Origin of the sequence: Nocardia carnea, assembly GCF_029868855.1 — a bacterium.
Lineage (GTDB): Bacteria > Actinomycetota > Actinomycetes > Mycobacteriales > Mycobacteriaceae > Nocardia > Nocardia carnea_A.
Genome location: NZ_JARWOV010000197.1, coordinates 22,403 through 37,561 on the forward strand (window position 1 = coordinate 22,403; position 15,159 = coordinate 37,561).

A 15,159-nucleotide genomic window follows, 5' to 3' on the forward strand; every position below is an offset into this window, starting at 1 on the left:
CACAACACCCATACTCAGGGAGAACGAACTCATGAACAGAAAGTCGCTGACCGCCTCCGCGATCATCCTCCTCGCCTCGGCTCTGGTATCGACCGCTTGCGGGAACGACGCCGGTGAATCGGGCACACAGGCGACGAGCGGTGCGATGACCACATCGGCGGCCGCGGGTCCATCGGGCACTTCGCCGGTGGAGGGCGAGCACAACGAGGCCGACATCCGTTTCGCGCAGGAGATGATTCCGCACCATCGGCAAGCCGTGGAGATGGCGGCGCTGGTGCCCTCGCATTCGACCGATTCCCGGGTGATCGACCTGGCGGCCCGCATCCAGCAGGCGCAGGATCCCGAGATCACCGCGATGACGGGGTGGCTGCAGGCGTGGGGCGCTGCGGTCCCCGAAGGCACCGGCCATTCCGGCGGACATCACGGTGGTATGCCCGGCATGATGACCGATGAGCAGATGGCCGAACTCGAGGCGGCACAGGGTCCGGAATTCGACCGGATGTGGCTGACCATGATGATCGACCACCACGAAGGCGCGGTACAGATGGCACAGACCGAGCTGGCCGAGGGAAGCGATCCCCAGGCGCGGACCATGGCACAGCAGATCGTCGACGCCCAGCAGGCCGAAATCCAGCAGATGCAGGCGATTCTGGAAGGCTGACCGAGTGATTGGTGGGGCCCCCGCCGGGGGGGGCGCCCCGCGCCCCCCCCCCCCCACCCCGCGCGCTTCCCGTCGTGGGCGCCGGGGCGGCCGGGCGGCCGCGGGCCCCCCCCCCCCCCCCCCCCCCCCCCCCCCCCCCCTCCCTGCCTTACCGCGGCACTTTGCCCAAGTACGGCCAGCGCGCCGAGTTGCGCGCGGCCGAGGTCGAGTTCGGGATCGATCAATCCACTGCAGCGGAGAATCACCGGCCGGATGATCGGGATCTGTCGGTCGCTGCCCCGGGTTCCTCGCATGCGCGGTAGCAGTCCGCGGACGTGTGGCACGGCCGAAGAGCGATCGGTCGAACGGTAAGTCGGTATGCGGCCGGGATCGAAGTCCTGTTCGCGTTGAGTGGGGTCGCCGGTGGCGCGGGCATTCCGTCAACCGCTGGGCGGCGGCTCGTCGTCGAGGGCGGCGAGTGCGGAGAGGGGCGCGATGAGTGCGGTGGTGTCGAGGCGGGAAACGCTGGACAGCGCGTGCAGCAGGACACCGTCGAGATACATCGCTATCGCCCGGGCCGCGGGGATCCCGGTATGCGGAGTGAGGATATCGACGAGTCCGTCGAACCAGACCCGGGCCAACGGGCGCAGTTCGGGGTGGCGAGTCGCGGCGAGATAGAGCTCGTTCACGGTGAGCATCTGCTCCGGGCGGTCGAGGTAGCCGGCGACGAGCGCGGACAGGGTCGCGGGCAGATCGGTGCCGCGGGCCAGTTCCCCGGCCCATTCCGCCAGGGCCTCACGGGTGGCCGCAGCGGTTTCGGCCAGCGCCGTCTCGGTGAGATCGGCCAGATCGGCGAAATAGTAGGTCGTGGAGCCGACCGGCACCCCGGCTTCGGCCGCCACCAGGCGGTGGGTGATCCCCGCGATCCCGTGGCGCGGGATCAATGCGCGGGTGGCGTCGAGGATGCGGCGGCGCCGGTGCGGATCCCGGGGGGTCAATGCGCGCCCGCCAGGTTGAGGGTGACCACGCCGGCGACCACCAGCGCCACCCCGGCGATCTTGGCGGGGCCGAGCGATTCACCCAGGAACAGCGCGCCGACGATGACGATCAAGGTCGTGCCCAGGCCCGACCACACCGCATAGGCGAATCCGACCTGCATTCCACGTGCGATGGCCTGGGCCAGGAGAACGAAGGCGACGGAGTACGCCGCGAGCGAAGCCACGGTCGGCCAGAGCCTGGTGAATCCTTCGGTGGCCTTGAGCAGGCTTGTTCCGACGATTTCGGCGACGATCGCCAGCCCGAGCATTACCAGTGCCATGACCGCTTCCTCCGTGTGTGTACGTTTGTCCATGTACAAACGTACACACAGTGGTCTGTCCGCACGCTCGGTTGCCGGCCGGTGGCGAACCGATACAACACGCACCTGCCATTCACCGGGCGGCGGCCGTCGAGTGTGGATGCCCGGCTGTCCCCCAGGGGTATCGCTGCCCGCCCGCACCGGCGAGTCGATACTGAGCAGCTCCAGCCGGTCGTAGTATCGGTCTGCGGATTATGGCTGCGGAAGTCCGAGAACGAACCGGTGCCCCCGGTGTGCGTCAGCGAGGGATATACCGTCGGAAGCCGGAAATCGAACCAGCGACGGATATCCGTCCGGGGCGCGTCTACTGGGAACAGTCCCGGCGGTTCCTCGTCAGCAGGAACAGGATCACCAGCAAGGCCCCGGCCAGGGCGAGTGCGAGTTGACGGTTGGTGGAGAGTCCGGCAGCTGCCATCAGATCGATGGGTTCGGCGGCGCGTCGCGCGGCGAGAGGCGTTGCCGCCGTTGCGGATCCGGTGGCCTCGGCGGCATCCGAGGTGGGTGTAGGCCCGGTAGCGGCCGAGCTGCTCGCCGTACCGGGTGCTTCGTTGCCGCCCCCACCCGCCGACGAGGTGATCTCCGCGGCGAGGTTGTCGGCGAAGGTGCCGATCAGTGTGCCCGCCACATCGGCCAATGCTCCACGGCCGAACTGGGCGGGCTTGCCGGTGATGGCCAGATCGGTGTCGACGAAAACATCCGTGACCCCGCCCGATTCGACCAGGCGGCAGGTGATCACCGCTTTCGCGGTGCCGTTGCCGCGGGTTTCGCGACCGCCTCCCTCGAGGACCGCGACTTTGGCCTCCGCGTCCTGGGACAGGATCTTGATGACACCGTTGTAGGTGAGCCCGACCGGCCCGAGTTTCACCTTGATCTTGCCGTGGAAATCGTCGCCGTCCCGGGAGGTGAGGGTCGCCCCCGGAACGCAGGGCGCGAGCCGCTCGAGGTCGAGCAGAACGGGCCAGGCGTCAGCGGCGGGAACGGGGATCTGGAATGTGTTCTCGAGTTTCATACGCGGTCCTTGGCTTCGGTGGGCCGGTTCAGGCATGCGGGGTCGCGGGGGAGTCGGCGTCGATCGTGGTGGCGGCGTCCCGGACGGCCCGGATGATGCCCTGATAGCCGGTGCACCGGCAGATGTTCCCGGACAGTGCCTCGCGGATCTCGTCGTCGCCGGGATCGGGGTTCTCCGCGAGGAAGGCGGTGGCGGAGACGACGAATCCCGGTGTGCAGAAACCACACTGCAGGCCGTGGTGGTCGCGGAACGCCTGCTGCACCGGGGACAGCCGGCCGTCCGGTTCGGCCAGGCCCTCGACCGTGGTCACCTCCGCGCCGTCCGCCTGCACGGCGAAGACCAGGCACGCGCGAACCGCCGCGCCGTCGAGCAGAACCGAACAGGCACCGCAGACGCCGTGCTCGCAGCCGAGATGGGTGCCGGTGAGACCGCAGGTCTCGCGCAGGTAGTCGGCCAGGGTGCGCCGGGGCGGGATCCGGTCCCGGCGCCGGACCCCGTTGATCACCACCGAGATCTCGATATCAGTCATTGCTCGCCTCCTCTACCGCGCGAATCCAGGCCCGCGCGACCATGACCGCCCCGATCCGGCGCCGGTACTCGGCGGATCCGTGGATATCGGCGGGAACAGCGTTCAGTGCCGCGGTGGCGGACCGCCCGACCTCCACCGGATCGACCCCGGCCGCCGGGCGCCCGAGTACTTCGGACTCCGCGGTGGTGGCCCGCAGCGGGGTCGGCGCCAGGCCGAACAGCCCCAGCGCGACCTGCTCGATCCGGGAGTCCGCGTCCAGGCGTACCGCGACGGTGGCGCCGGCCATGGCGAAATCGCCCGCCCGGCGGGCGAATTCCTCGATCGCGAAACCGGTGCGTCCCCGCCACACCGGGAAGGTGACCCCGGTGAGCAGTTCATCGGGTTCCATAGCGGTGCTCCACATTCCGGTGAAGTAGTCCGCTGCCGCGATCTCGCGTATGCCGCGCGGCGACAGGGTGTGCATTCGCGCGTCCAGCGTCAGTGCCACCACCGGATATTCGCCGGCGGCGTCGGCGTGGGCGATCGCACCACCGAGGGTGCCGCGATTGCGGATCTGGAAATGGCCGATCAGTGGGGTCGCCCGGTGCAGCAGTGGGATATCCCGGCGGATCTCCGCCGACCGGCCCACCGCGGCGTGCGTGGTGCCGGCGCCGACCCATACCGACTCGCCGCGGGTTTCGATACCCCGGAGTTCGTCCAGGCGGCGCAGGTCGACCAGATGGTCGAAGACGGCGAGCCGCAGTGCCAGCATCGGCACCAGGCTCTGCCCGCCGGCGATGATCTTGGCTTCCTCGCCGAGATCCGCCAGCAGCGCCACTGCCTCGCCCGCGGTGGCGGGCGCGTGATAGTCGAAGGCCGCGGGTTTCATGCTGTCACCTCCGTGGTCCCGTTCGCGCGGGCCTCGTCGATCATGGCCACGATCCGGGCCGGGGAGAGGGGGAGCCGGTCGATCTGCACACCGAACGGCGCCAGCGCGTCGGCGACGGCATTGAGTACCGCGGGCGTCGAGCCGATCGCACCGCCCTCGCCGACACCTTTGAACCCGCCCGGGCCGGAGCTCGGGGTTTCGACGTGCCCGAGCTCGATCACCGGGACCTCGGTCGCGGTGGGCAGCAGATAGTCCAGGAAGGTGGTGGCGACCGGGTTCCCGTCGTCGTCGTAGGCCAGATGCTCGTAGAGCGCGCCGCCGATACCCTGCACGGTGCCGCCGTAGATCTGGCCCTCCACCACATTCGGGTTGATCATCGGCCCGACGTCCTCGCTGACGACGAACCGCAGCAGTTTCACCGCACCGGTGTCGATATCGACCTCGCAGGTGCAGACGTGGGTGGCGTTTGCCCAGATCATCATCTGATCGGCACGGTGCCGGCCGGTGGCCTCGAGACCGGGCGGGACACCCGCCGGGAGGAGTTCGGTCTGGAAATACGCGATCTGCGCTATCTCGGCCAGCGACAGCGATTTCCCGGTCTCCGGGACCCCCGCGCGGCCGTGTGCGAATTCGACATCCTCGACCGGCGCGCCGAGTTGATGTGCCGCGATGGCGATGATCCGTTCGCGCAGTACCCCCGCCGTCTGCGCGATGGCGCCGGCGGCCATGGAACCGGACCGGCTGCCGTTGGTGCCGCCCCCCTGGGGGGCCACCGCGGTATCACCCTGGACGGTCTGCACATCGGCGATATCCACGCCGAGCGCATCGGCGGTGAGCTGGACCGCGGTGGTCTCCAGGCTGTTACCCGCCGAACCGCCCGAGAGGTAGACGTTCACCTTGCCGGTGGCCGAGATCCGGATGGTCGCGCCTTCGGTGCTCAGGAACGGGGTGCTGCCGGTGGTGGGTTCCACATAGGTACAGGTTCCGACGCCCAGATAACGGCCCTCGGCGCGGGCCCGGGCCTGTTCGGCGCGGAAGGCGTCGTAATCGAGGATCTGCAGCGCTTGTTCGAAGGTCTCCAGCGGCGAGGCGTCGGAGTACGGCATCCCGTTCGGGTTGGCGACCGGCATCTCCTTGTGACTCAGCATATTCCGCCGCCGCAGTTCCACGGGGTCCACCCCGAGGCGGCGGGCAGCCGTATCCAGCAGCAGTTCGCGGGACACCGATTCGAACTGCCAGGGGCCCCGGTAGGCGACCCGGCCCACGGTGTTCGAGTAGTACGAGGCGGTGCTGAAGCCGGCTTCCGGTATCCGGTACGGGCCGGGGAACAGCATCCCGACCGCGATCGAGGAGGTGAGCGGCGAGGGAACCGGGTAGGCCCCCACGTTCTGCACATGCTCGATGGTGGCGGCCAGGATGCGGCCGTCGTCGTCGAAGGCCATGGCAACCTCGCCGTGTTCGTGGCGGGCGGCCCCGGCGGCCATCAGGTTCTCCTGCCGGTCCTCGATCCATTTCACGGCATGCCGGACGGTGCGGGCCGCCAGCATCACGCAGGTTTCCTCGCGCTGTGGCGCCACCTTCTGACCGAACCCGCCACCGGTATCGCGCACGATCACCCGGACCCGGTGCTCGTCGATACCGAGCAACCGGGAACAGAAGCCCCGTACCTCGTGTGGCGACTGGGTGGAGGTCCAGACGGTCATCTCACCGGTGGGCGCGGTCCATTCCGCGACGATGCCGCGCGTTTCCAGCGGAACCGGAGCGTAAGCCTGCTGGTGCACGGTCTGGCGCACCACATGCGGGGCCGCGTCGAAAACCGGGGCGAGATCGGCCGGGGCCCGCCCGGCCAGGCCACCCGCGGAGTTGCCCGGATGTTCCGCGTGGACGAGTTCGGTCGCGGTACCGGCGGTTTCGTAGTCGACCACGGGATCGAGGGGGTCGTAGTCGACCACCACGAGTTCGGCGGCATCCTCGGCGATATAGCGGTCGGCGGCGAGCACCAGGACCACCGGGTCGCCGACGAAACGCACCTCGCCCTCGGCCAGCGGCGGCCGGGGCACCTCGGGGAAGCCGGGAGTGTCCAGGGCGTAGGAGATCTCGGTGACCAAGGGGTTGAGTTCGGCGGCCGTGTAGACCGCCACGACGCCGTCGAGCGCGGCGGCCTCGGTGGTGTCGATCGCCGTGATCCGGGCCCGCGGCAGCGGGCTGCGGACGAAACAGGCGTGGACCATGCCGGGGCGGGTGATGTCGTCGACGAAGGTGCCGGCGCCGGTGAGCAGCCGCAGATCCTCGATCCGGGGGACCCGTGCGCCGACCGCCGTCGTTTTCTCGGTTGTGCTCATCGTCGGCTCCGTCGCGTCGGGGTAGGGGGTGTGGCGCTGCGGAACAGCCTGTTTCGACCCATCCGGTGCGTTCCTCCGTTCGCGGGATAGCGCGGGCACCGGCGTACGGGCGCCCGGAACCGCTGTGCGGTACTCGTTTCGGCCGGTCCGGTCGGCGGTCCGGTATTGCAGGGTTCGGCACACCGGTGCTGAGCACCTGTTTAGCATCGCCCTCTTCGCGGTGTCAATACAGGATATGCCGGTTCTAAGAATTGCAATGTCAATTTAGGAAAGTGATATTCTCGCATGTTGTCCGAGGTTTCCGGCTGTGCTGCGGCGAGGAGGTGGCGTATGCGCGAGTTGGCCCCGCACCTGGCCGGGTGGCATGCCCGGGGGATCGAGTACGCCCTGGCGACGGTGGTCGATATCCGCGGAAGCGCACCGCTGCCGCTCGGAGCGAGTATGGCGGTGGATGACTCCGGAGCGGTCCGGGGCAGCCTGTCCGGCGGATGTGTCGAAGGCGCCGTCTACGACCTGTGCACCGCGGTGCTGGCCTCCGGGACACCTGCCCGGCAGAGCTTCGGGTACAGCGATTCCGACGCGTTCGCCGTCGGCCTCACCTGCGGCGGTGAACTCGAGGTTTTCGTCCAGCGGGTCACCGCGGCCGAACGGCCGGCACTCGAAGCAGCGTTGCATGCGCTCGGCCCCGCGGCACTGGTCCGCGATCTCACGACCGGGGAAACGGTAGCCGTCACCGGCGATTCAGCGGTCGGATCAGGTGGTGACCCGCCGGATTCGATGCTGGCACTCGCTCGCACCATGGTGCTCGAAGGCGCCTGCGGAATACGGACGATGGGATCCGGGGCCTCGGCCCGGGAGCTGTTCGTCGAATCCTTCGCCGCACCACCGCGGATGATCGTCTTCGGTGCCAATGTGTTCGCCGGCGCGCTCGCCCGGGTGGGGCGGCTGCTGGGATATCACGTCACGATCTGCGAGGCCCGGCCGGTTTTCGCCGACCGGGCCGGACATCCGGATGCCGACGATGTGGTCACCGAGTGGCCGGATCGCTATCTGCGCACCACCGAGGTTGATTCGCGCACCGTGCTGTGCGTGCTCACTCACGATCCGAAGTTCGATATTCCGGTTCTGGTCGAAGCGCTGCGGCTGCCGGTGGCCTACGTGGGCGCCATGGGGTCGCGCCGCGCCGATACCGAGCGTCGGGACCGGTTGCGCGAGGCCGGTGTCACCGCGGGCGAACTGGCGCGGCTGCATTCCCCCATCGGGCTCGAATTGGGTGGCCGCACACCGGAGGAGACGGCGGTTGCCATTGGTGCGGAGATCATCGCGCACCGGCACGGTGGATCGGCGCGTTCGCTGTCGGCCACCAGCCGGCCGATTCACGCGCCGTCTGCGGCGGAGCATTCCGGGAATCAGCGGATCAGGTCCTGTGGAGTGTCGACATCGTCGGGCGAGCCGGTGTCGTCGCACGGAACATAGCGAACCAGTTCGCGATTGGCGGCCAAGAACGTGCGTGCGCCGATATCGCCGACCGCGGTGGCCGCCACCGCCGGGAAATATTCGGACCCGAGGAGCACCGGGTGCCCGGTGCGGTCGCCGTAGGTCGCCACGGCGAGGCGTGCGCCGGTGCCGAGAAGTCTGCGGACGGCGCCGGACCCCAGCCAGGGCATATCGACCGGCACCACCACCGCCGCGCTTTCGTGGACCGCGCGCAATCCGGTGACCAGCGACGAACCCATACCGCCGGCCCAGTTGCGATTGTGCACGACCGTGGCATCCTCGACCTGCAGCGCCACCGCACCCGACACCACGATCACCCGCGTACAGCCGCCGTCGCGCAACAGCCGGACGGCACGGTCCACGAATCGCTCCCCGTCGAATCGGACCTCGGCCTTCGGCCGGCCGAACCGGCGGCCGGCGCCGGCGGCAAGGACAACCCCTGCGGCTTCCGTGTGCCGATGGATGCTGTCGGAACTCATGGCCGGGTGCGGCCTATTCCCGCGGCAGATCGATACCCAGCAGCGCGGCCTGCACCTGGTGCAGCCGGTCGACATCGCCGCGGAGACCGGTCACGTTGTCGTGGTAGAGGAATGCCTCACCCAGCCGCACCAGGGAGTAGGCGAGCAGCGGACGTTCCAGCTGCGGTGCGTATCCGTCCTGTTCCTCGGCGCGGGTGATGAGTTGTTCCACCGCGGCCAGGACGCGCGGCTGGACCGGGCCGTCGCTGGAGGTCAGGATGCGCAGCCCGGCCAGGGGTTCGTTCTCGAAATAACGCCGGAACGGCTCGTTACCGGCCATCCAGCGGTTGACCCGGTCGAGCACCGTCAGGATGCGCCGGGCGCCCGTATCCCGGCGCCGGGCGTCCGCGCGTTCGATGAGCGATTCGAATTCCCCGGAAAGGACCGCGCCCAGTACGCCGTCGCGGGAGCCGAACCAGCGGTAGATCGAGGCGCGGCTCAATTTGAGCTGGGCGGCGATCGCCTGGACATCGACCCGTTCGCCGGCCAGAAAGGCCTGCCGGGCCAGGGCGACGACTTCTTCACGGGTGGCCGAGGCGGGACGGCCGGGTGGTCGGGAGGTGCGGCTGGCTGTGGTCACCTCCGTTACGATACACATAATGTCTTGTGTATCTAAAGGGAGATGTCCGGTGGGTACCGCGGCTCCGAGTGTAGGGCTCAGGCCACCGGCTGGGTCAGCGGGGACCGCGCGGACCAGCGGCCGCCCTGCCGGTCGACCCGGACGGGATGGTCGAAAGCCGCGGAAATAGTTGCCGTGGTGATGGTTTCGTCGGCAGCACCGGTGGCGACCGTACGTCCCTCGGCGATCAGCAGCGCATGAGAGGTACTCGTCGGCAGTTCCTCGAGGTGGTGGGTCACCAGGACGGACGCGAGGTCGGGCAGCGTCCGGTCCAGGGTGTCGATGGTGTGCAGCAGCTGTTCGCGTGCGGCCACATCGAGTCCGGTCGTCGGTTCGTCGAGCAATAGCAGGCGCGGCGCGGTGATGAGCGCGCGAGCGATCAGGGCCCGGCCCCGCTCGCCCTGAGAGAGGGTGGGCCAGGTCCGTTCGGCCTTGGCGGCCATGCCCACCGACTCGAGGGCGCTGGTCGCGGCATCGATCTCCGCCGGAGGCGGCACCCAGCGCATCGGGAGGTCGACGGTGCCCGTGAGCCCCGTGAGCGCGACCTCGCGCACCGTCAGCGGCGACCGCAACGGATGACGGGGATTCACATGTCCGATGGAGCGCCGCAGTTTCTGCAGTTCCACCCGCCCGAGTTGTTCGCCGAGGATCCGGACAGTGCCGCTGGTGGGATGGGTGAGCGCACCACAGAATCCGAGCAAGGTGCTTTTGCCCGCCCCGTTCGGGCCGAGTAGTGCCCAGTGCTCGCCGGTGCGGACGGTCAGCGAAATACCGTCGATGATCGGAGTGCCGTCGCGCCGGAAGGTGACGTCGGTCAGTTCCAGAACGGTCGTGTTCACTGTGTTTCCTTTGGACGTGGGCGGGATCTGCGCGAGGAGGCGCTGTTACGACTCGGGGACTCTCTCAGGTTGTGCCGGCGCATATGAGCCGGGCCTGTCGTGGTGAAGCCGCGCTGCGGTCTACCGGTATGGAACTGCCACCGTTACCGCCGGGGCGCCCCTCACGCGAAGGCTTCCTTGATGGTCTGGAGGTGGGCGCGGCTGTACGTGGCGGCGGCCGCGGGATCGCGTGCGGCGATCGCCTCGGCGAGCCGTTCGTGTGCGGCGTGATCCTCGTCCGGGGCCGGCATCGGACGCAGGTGCAGCATATCGATCATGGCGGCGCGCGAACGGGGGAGGAAGGTATCGAACAGCTGGGTCAGGATGTCGTTGTGGGCGGCCACGATCACGGCGCGGTGGAATGCCGTATCGGCGTCGACCAGGTCGGCGATACGGCGGTGCTCGGCGGCCCGCACCGACAACGCCCGCCGGATGGCCCGCAGATCGGCGGGAGTTCGACGGTGCGCGGCCAATGCGGCGGCCTCCGCCTCGATGGCGATCCGGGCTTCGAGAACCGCGGCGATGGTGGCCCGGCGCAGCACGATATCCCAGTCCTCGGGGATGTCCAGTGCCGTCACGAAGACGCCCGCACCCTGCCGGCTGGCGAGGACGCCCTTGCCGGCGAGGACCCGTACCGCCTCACGCAACGTGGAACGGCCCACTCCGAGCTGGGCGGCGAGCGTTGTCTCGCCGGGCAGCTTATGCCCGAGCGGCCATTCGCCGGCGCGGATACGCGCGAGCAGTAGATCGGCTGCTTGCTCGGCCAAGGGGTGGCGTCGTACCTGGGTAACCATCCGAACCTCGCTACTTGTCTGAGGAGTTGTGTACAGTCTGCCATATGTCGCAGCAGCTTCTCCTCGGCCGCCACGGCGGGGCCTGAACGATCGGCCGCCCCGCCGTGGGGTCTGTCGTCGGCCGATCACCGTTTCCGTGCGGCCGAACGAACAGGAAGGTTCGGGGCGAATCCCCATGACCACGCAGACATACCCCACCATCGACACTCCCGCCGGCGCGATTCCCGAGGCCGCGCCGGACTGGTTCCGGCAGCGGCGCTCACAGATGCCGTCGCACCGGTACCGCGATATCCACGATCGGATGCAGATTCCCGAGCAGGAGCGGCACTGGCCCGGTGCCCGGATCCGGCAGGCCCCGCTGTGGGTCCCGGTGGATCTGCGCGACGGTAATCAGGCACTGGCCGAACCGATGGACCCCGAACGCAAACGCCGGTTCTTCACCCTGCTGGTCGCCATGGGATACAAGGAGATCGAGGTCGGTTATCCCTCGGCCTCGCAGGCCGATTTCGATTTCGTGCGGGTGCTGGCCGACACCGGTATAGCGCCGCCGGACGTCACCGTGGTGGTGTTCACTCCCGCGCGGCGAGACCTGATCGCCCGGACGGTGGAATCGGTGCGCGGGCTGGCCAACGAGGTGGTGATCCATCTGTACACCGCGACCGCGCCGATCTGGCGGGACACCGTACTGGGCAAGAATTCCCGCGAAGTCCGGGAGCTGATTCTGGCCGGCGCCCGCGATGTTCTGGAACTCGCCGGTGACCTGCCCCGGGTACGTTTCCAGTTCTCCCCGGAGGTGTTCAACCAGACCGAGCCCGGATACGTGCTGGATATCTGCGACAGCGTCACCGAGCTGTGGCAGGCGAGTCCACAGCGTCCGGTGATCCTGAACCTGCCGGCCACGGTGGAGATCGCCACACCGAATGTGTACGCCGACCAGATCGAGTACATGCACCGCAACCTGGCCCGCCGCGACAGTGTCGTCCTGTCGGTGCATCCCCACAACGACCGCGGTACCGGGGTGGCCTGCGCCGAGCTCGCGGTGCTGGCCGGCGCGCAACGGGTGGAGGGCTGTGTATTCGGCAACGGTGAACGTACCGGCAATGTCGATATCGCCACGCTGGCCTTGAATCTCCATGCGCAGGGTGTCGACCCGATGATCGATTTCTCCGATATCGACGAAATCCGGCGCACGGTCGAATACTGCACCCGCCTGCCGGTCCACCCGCGGCATCCCTATGTCGGGGATCTGGTGCACACGGCCTTCTCCGGCACCCATCAGGACGCTATCAAGAAGGGATTCGCCGAGCATCGGGAGCGGGCGGCGCGCACCGCCCGTCCCGAGCACGAGATCGAGTGGCGAGTGCCGTATCTGCCCATCGATCCGGCCGATATCGGGCGTGGTTACGACGCTGTGGTCCGGGTGAATTCGCAGTCCGGCAAGGGTGGCATCGCCTATCTGCTCGAGGCCGAGCACGGTTTGGATCTGCCCCGGCGGTTGCAGATCCATTTCGCCCGGCAGGTGCAGCGGTACACCGACGGGTCCGGGGCAGAGGTGAGCGCGGCCGAACTGCGTGCGCTGTTCGACGCGACCTACCTGGATGCGCCGGAACCGCCGGCGGTCCAGTTGAAGGACCTGGCCGTGGCGGGTCCGGAGGAGTCCCCGGTGATCACAGTGGGACTCGTGGTCGACGGCCGGCCACACCGGAGTACCCATGCGGGCGACGATCGGCCGGCTGCGGTGGTGTCGGCACTGGGGCAGGCCGGCCGCCCGATCGAGGTGCTGAGCCTGTCCGGGCACCCCGTCGCCGGACATGCGATCGCCTACCTGGAGTATCGGCGGGCAGGCCGGATCGGCTGGTCGTGTGCCCGAGCCGATTCGGCATCGGCGGCGGCAGTGGCGGCGGTGGTGCGTGCCGCCGGGATCATCGATCCCGGGTGAGCCGGGGCGGCCGGTGGCACCCGGATCCCGGCTGCTCCTCGCGCGGGCGGGGAGCAGCCGGCTCGATCAGAACCAACCCTCGGCCATATCGAGGGTAGTCGTATCCAAATCGCCGAGAAGATCCAACTGCGGTCCCGTACGCGGGAGTTCGTGCCGGAAGAAATACCGGGCCGCGTGCCGTTTGCCGTCGTAGAAGTCGCCGGTCCGGCCGTGGGCCGCGAGCATCTGTTCGAGCCACATCCAGGCCACCACATGGTGGCCGAAAGCTTCCAGGTAGACGGAACTGTTGGCCAGCGCGACCTCGATATCACCGGCGGCGAACAGGCCGCCGGTGACCGCGATCAGGCGGGTCCACGTCTTCTCCAGCCGGTCGGCGAGTTCGGCGGGCTCACCGCCGAGTTCGTGCGCGGCCGCAAGCGTGGCCCGGATGCGGCCGTCGAGTTCGCGCAGGCTCGCCCCGCCCTGCTGGGTGACCTTGCGGCCCAGCAGGTCCAGGCCCTGGATGCCGTGCGTACCTTCGTGGATGGGGTTGAGGCGGTTGTCGCGATAGTGCTGTTCGACGTTGTATTCGCGGGTGTAGCCGTAACCGCCGAGAACCTGGATGGCGAGATCGTTCGCGGTCAGGCACCACTGCGAAGGCCAGCTCTTCGCGATCGGGGTGAGGATGTCCAGCAGCAGCGTGCGTGCCCGGCGTTCGTCGTCGGATTCGGCGGTGTGCTGTTCGTCGATCAGGCGGGCGCAGTACAACACCAGGGCCAGCCCGCCCTCGGCATAGCTCTTCTGCGCCAGCAGCATCCGTTTCACATCGGCGTGTTCGATGATCGGGCGCTGCGGGGCGGCCGGGTCGGCGGCGCCCTTGGTGCGGCCCTGGGGGCGGGTGCGGGCGTAGTCGAGGGATTCGAGGTAGCCGGTGTAGCCGAGGGCGGCGGCGACCAGCCCGACTCCGCTGCGCGCCTCGTTCATCATGTGGAACATGTACTTCAGGCCCTGGTGCGGTTCGCCGACCAGATAACCGATCGCACCGGGGGCACCCTGCGGGGTCCAGCGGCCCTCGCCGAAGTTGAGGACCGTATTGACCGTGCCGCGGAAGCCCATCTTGTGGTTGAGCCCGGCCAGCGCCACATCGTTGCGTTCGCCGAGCGAGCCGTCCTCGTGGACCAGGAACCGCGGTACCACGAACAGTGAGATCCCCTTGGTGCCCGCCGGGCCGCCGGGGATCTTCGCCAGCACCAGGTGCACGATATTGTCGCCGAGTTCGTGATCGCCGCCCGAGATCCACATCTTGGTGCCGAACAGCCGGTAGGTGCCGTCGGCGTGGGGTTCGGCGCGGGTGACGATATCGGCGAGCGAGGACCCGGCCTGGGGTTCGGACAGGCACATGGTGCCGAAATACCGGCCCTCGAGCATGGGTGGAACGAAACGCCGCACCAGATCTTCGCCGGCGTGGGCGATGAGCAGGTTGGCGTTGCCGATGGTGAGCAGCGGATAGGCGCTGGTACCCGGGTTGGCGGCGTGGAACCAGGCGAAAGCCGCCTGCGCGACCGCGGCGGGGAGTTGCGCGCCACCGAGATCGGTGTCCATGGTCGCCCCGACCATGCCCGCCTCGGCGAACGCGGTGAGCGCGGCGCGGACCTCCGGGATGATGGTGACGGTTTCGCCGTCGAAGGTCGGTTCGTGGGCGTCGTTGAGTTTGTTGTGGGTGGCGAAGTATCTGGTGGCCAGCTGTTCGCTCAGGTCGAGCACGGCGTCGAACGTCTGGCGCGAATGGTCGGCGAATCGCGGCCGTCCGATCAGGTCCTCGACGTCGAGCCATTCGTAGAGCAGGAAGTCGAGGTCGCGCCGGGACAGCAGAGTAGACCGCATAACCACCCTTTCGGTACAAGTTCTCGTCAGAGTATCAAATACCGGCAGTGGTGACGGTTGTCGCGGGTCCGTGCCACACCAGCGTCGCCGTAGGTTTCGAGCGTAGTGGTCCGGACGGGCCCGTGGCACGGAACGGAGCTCGGGGGGGCCGCGGGCCCGGGATGGGGGCAGGGCCCGCCAGCGAGGAGCGCGGAGGCGGTCGGAGCCCGCCACGCCCCCGAACCGGCCCGGTGGTGGGAATCGAGGGCGCCGAGGATCGTCGATCGGCCGCGTTCCATGGCAGGCCGCGCCGAGGAAGTCGAACGC

The 15,159-nt window shown here is 68.7% G+C and carries 14 protein-coding genes; 3 read left to right on the top strand and 11 right to left on the bottom strand.

Going from position 1 to position 15,159, the window contains the following annotated elements; translation table 11 throughout:
- Nucleotides 1-31: 31 nt before the first annotated feature.
- A complete protein-coding gene (locus tag QH195_RS18835; RefSeq protein WP_280423519.1) occupies nucleotides 32-661 on the top strand; it encodes a DUF305 domain-containing protein in 630 nt (209 codons plus the stop codon).
- Nucleotides 662-1,080: 419 nt separating this feature from the next.
- Here QH195_RS18835 and QH195_RS18840 read toward each other — a convergent pair whose 3' ends face one another.
- The 6 genes from QH195_RS18840 to QH195_RS18865 all read right to left on the bottom strand — a co-directional run bounded on the left by QH195_RS18840 (nucleotide 1,081) and on the right by QH195_RS18865 (nucleotide 6,745).
- Nucleotides 1,081-1,638 carry a TetR/AcrR family transcriptional regulator gene (locus QH195_RS18840; RefSeq protein ID WP_280436386.1) on the bottom strand — a complete coding sequence of 186 codons (558 nt, stop codon included), beginning with the start codon at nucleotides 1,636-1,638 and terminating at the stop codon, nucleotides 1,081-1,083.
- Nucleotides 1,635-1,958, bottom strand: a complete 324-nt coding sequence (locus QH195_RS18845; protein WP_280424450.1) for a DMT family transporter — start codon at nucleotides 1,956-1,958, stop codon at nucleotides 1,635-1,637. The genes QH195_RS18840 and QH195_RS18845 overlap by 4 nt, the downstream gene beginning before the upstream one ends.
- A gap of 343 nt (nucleotides 1,959-2,301) precedes the next feature.
- Nucleotides 2,302-3,006 (bottom strand): SRPBCC family protein, encoded by a 705-nt coding sequence (locus tag QH195_RS18850; protein WP_280436387.1) that lies wholly within the window; start codon nucleotides 3,004-3,006, stop codon nucleotides 2,302-2,304.
- 28 nt (nucleotides 3,007-3,034) lie between these two features.
- Complete coding sequence (locus QH195_RS18855; RefSeq protein WP_280436388.1) at nucleotides 3,035-3,535, bottom strand: (2Fe-2S)-binding protein; 501 nt, start codon at nucleotides 3,533-3,535, stop codon at nucleotides 3,035-3,037.
- On the bottom strand, nucleotides 3,528-4,403 hold the full coding sequence (locus QH195_RS18860) for an FAD binding domain-containing protein (protein WP_280436389.1): 876 nt from the start codon (nucleotides 4,401-4,403) through the stop codon (nucleotides 3,528-3,530). The genes QH195_RS18855 and QH195_RS18860 overlap by 8 nt, the downstream gene beginning before the upstream one ends.
- Entirely contained in the window at nucleotides 4,400-6,745 is a 2,346-nt protein-coding gene (locus QH195_RS18865; RefSeq protein WP_280436390.1) for a xanthine dehydrogenase family protein molybdopterin-binding subunit, read from the bottom strand. Before QH195_RS18865 ends, QH195_RS18860 begins: the two co-directional genes overlap by 4 nt.
- A gap of 330 nt (nucleotides 6,746-7,075) precedes the next feature.
- Here QH195_RS18865 and QH195_RS18870 point away from each other — a divergent pair, with 330 nt between their 5' ends.
- Nucleotides 7,076-8,221 (top strand): XdhC family protein, encoded by a 1,146-nt coding sequence (locus tag QH195_RS18870; protein ID WP_280436391.1) that lies wholly within the window; start codon nucleotides 7,076-7,078, stop codon nucleotides 8,219-8,221.
- On the opposite strand, the gene QH195_RS18875 is transcribed toward QH195_RS18870, so the two are convergent.
- From QH195_RS18875 to QH195_RS18890, 4 genes are all read right to left on the bottom strand, one after another.
- Entirely contained in the window at nucleotides 8,155-8,721 is a 567-nt protein-coding gene (locus QH195_RS18875) for a nucleotidyltransferase family protein (protein WP_280436392.1), read from the bottom strand. The genes QH195_RS18870 and QH195_RS18875 overlap by 67 nt on opposite strands.
- 13 nt (nucleotides 8,722-8,734) lie before the next feature.
- On the bottom strand, nucleotides 8,735-9,340 hold the full coding sequence (locus QH195_RS18880; protein ID WP_280436393.1) for a QsdR family transcriptional regulator: 606 nt from the start codon (nucleotides 9,338-9,340) through the stop codon (nucleotides 8,735-8,737).
- 77 nt (nucleotides 9,341-9,417) lie between these two features.
- The gene (locus tag QH195_RS18885) at nucleotides 9,418-10,218 is read right to left on the bottom strand and encodes an ABC transporter ATP-binding protein (protein WP_280436394.1); all 801 of its coding nucleotides are present in this window, start codon (nucleotides 10,216-10,218) and stop codon (nucleotides 9,418-9,420) included.
- A gap of 161 nt (nucleotides 10,219-10,379) precedes the next feature.
- Entirely contained in the window at nucleotides 10,380-11,051 is a 672-nt protein-coding gene (locus QH195_RS18890; RefSeq protein ID WP_280436395.1) for a FadR/GntR family transcriptional regulator, read from the bottom strand.
- 175 nt (nucleotides 11,052-11,226) lie between these two features.
- Here QH195_RS18890 and QH195_RS18895 point away from each other — a divergent pair, with 175 nt between their 5' ends.
- Entirely contained in the window at nucleotides 11,227-12,990 is a 1,764-nt protein-coding gene (locus tag QH195_RS18895; protein ID WP_348536868.1) for a 2-isopropylmalate synthase, read from the top strand.
- Between the two features lie 66 nt (nucleotides 12,991-13,056).
- Here QH195_RS18895 and QH195_RS18900 read toward each other — a convergent pair whose 3' ends face one another.
- Nucleotides 13,057-14,853, bottom strand: coding sequence for an acyl-CoA dehydrogenase (locus tag QH195_RS18900; protein WP_280436396.1), 1,797 nt, complete (start codon nucleotides 14,851-14,853; stop codon nucleotides 13,057-13,059).
- Nucleotides 14,854-15,159: the final 306 nt, after the last annotated feature.